The 394-nt window shown below is 68.5% G+C and carries 1 pseudogene; it reads right to left on the bottom strand.

What is annotated here, in order from left to right:
- Positions 1 to 87: 87 nt before the first annotated feature.
- Positions 88 to 394, bottom strand: a pseudogene (locus EN780_RS38340) (metallophosphatase); the annotation flags it as partial.

Below are 394 nucleotides of genomic sequence, written 5' to 3'. Positions count from 1 at the left end.
GGCATGAAATCCGCCGCTTCCATCGCCACCCCCGCCGCAGAGACTGTGCCTCGTGCGGCCATGATAGCGGCTTTTGCGTAAAAGTCGTCAGGCCTCGGCCGGCTCGCTGAAGATCGCCTTCAGCCGGCCCTCGACCTTGCCGCGCAGTCGGCCCTTGAGCGCTTCGACAGGGACCAGCCGCTCATGGCCGCGGACGCGCTGCCGCATGAAGGGATGCAGCCGGTAGCCCGCTATGGCGCCGCGCGCGCCGAGGTCGGCGCCGACATCGACGACGAGGATGGAGCCGATGCGGCCCGGCCATGGCTGGCGGGCAAAGGCCGTGCCGAGAAAATCGCCGAGCCCGTAGGCGACAAGCGTCTTACCGATCCGCTCCATCCGCTGCACGACATGGGCA

Source organism: Mesorhizobium sp. M4B.F.Ca.ET.089.01.1.1, from assembly GCF_004022605.1.
Lineage (GTDB): Bacteria > Pseudomonadota > Alphaproteobacteria > Rhizobiales > Rhizobiaceae > Mesorhizobium > Mesorhizobium abyssinicae.
Note: the sequence above shows the minus strand (reverse complement) of the source record. Positions and strands in the feature narration are given on the sequence as shown.